General features: G+C 41.5%; 1 protein-coding gene. It reads right to left on the bottom strand.

All coding sequences use genetic code 11. The features are described 5' to 3' along the window. Nucleotides 1–241, bottom strand: a 241-nt coding sequence (locus AAEY83_RS18100; protein ID WP_351061468.1) for a hypothetical protein, incomplete at both ends; no start/stop codon positions are given.

Genomic DNA, 241 nt, shown 5'->3' with positions numbered 1-241 from the left:
CGATAACACCCACTGATTCACCAGCGTTAATGATGTGACCACGTGCTAGGTCACGACCGTAACAGTTAGCACAAACACCAAAGTCATTATCACATGTGATAACAGAACGTACGCGAACTTCATCTACTGAGTGCTCTTCTAAAAGGTCACACAGTTTTTCGTCAAGCATAACATTACGTTCAACAAGTACAGTATTAGTACCTGGAATTACAATATCTTCTGCAACAACACGACCTAGAAC

The sequence above is a fragment of the Psychrobacter sp. TB20-MNA-CIBAN-0197 genome, from assembly GCF_040309765.1.
GTDB classification, from domain to species: domain Bacteria; phylum Pseudomonadota; class Gammaproteobacteria; order Pseudomonadales; family Moraxellaceae; genus Psychrobacter; species Psychrobacter submarinus.
The sequence above is the reverse complement of the archived record's forward strand: the minus strand, read 5'-3'. Positions and strand labels throughout refer to the sequence as shown.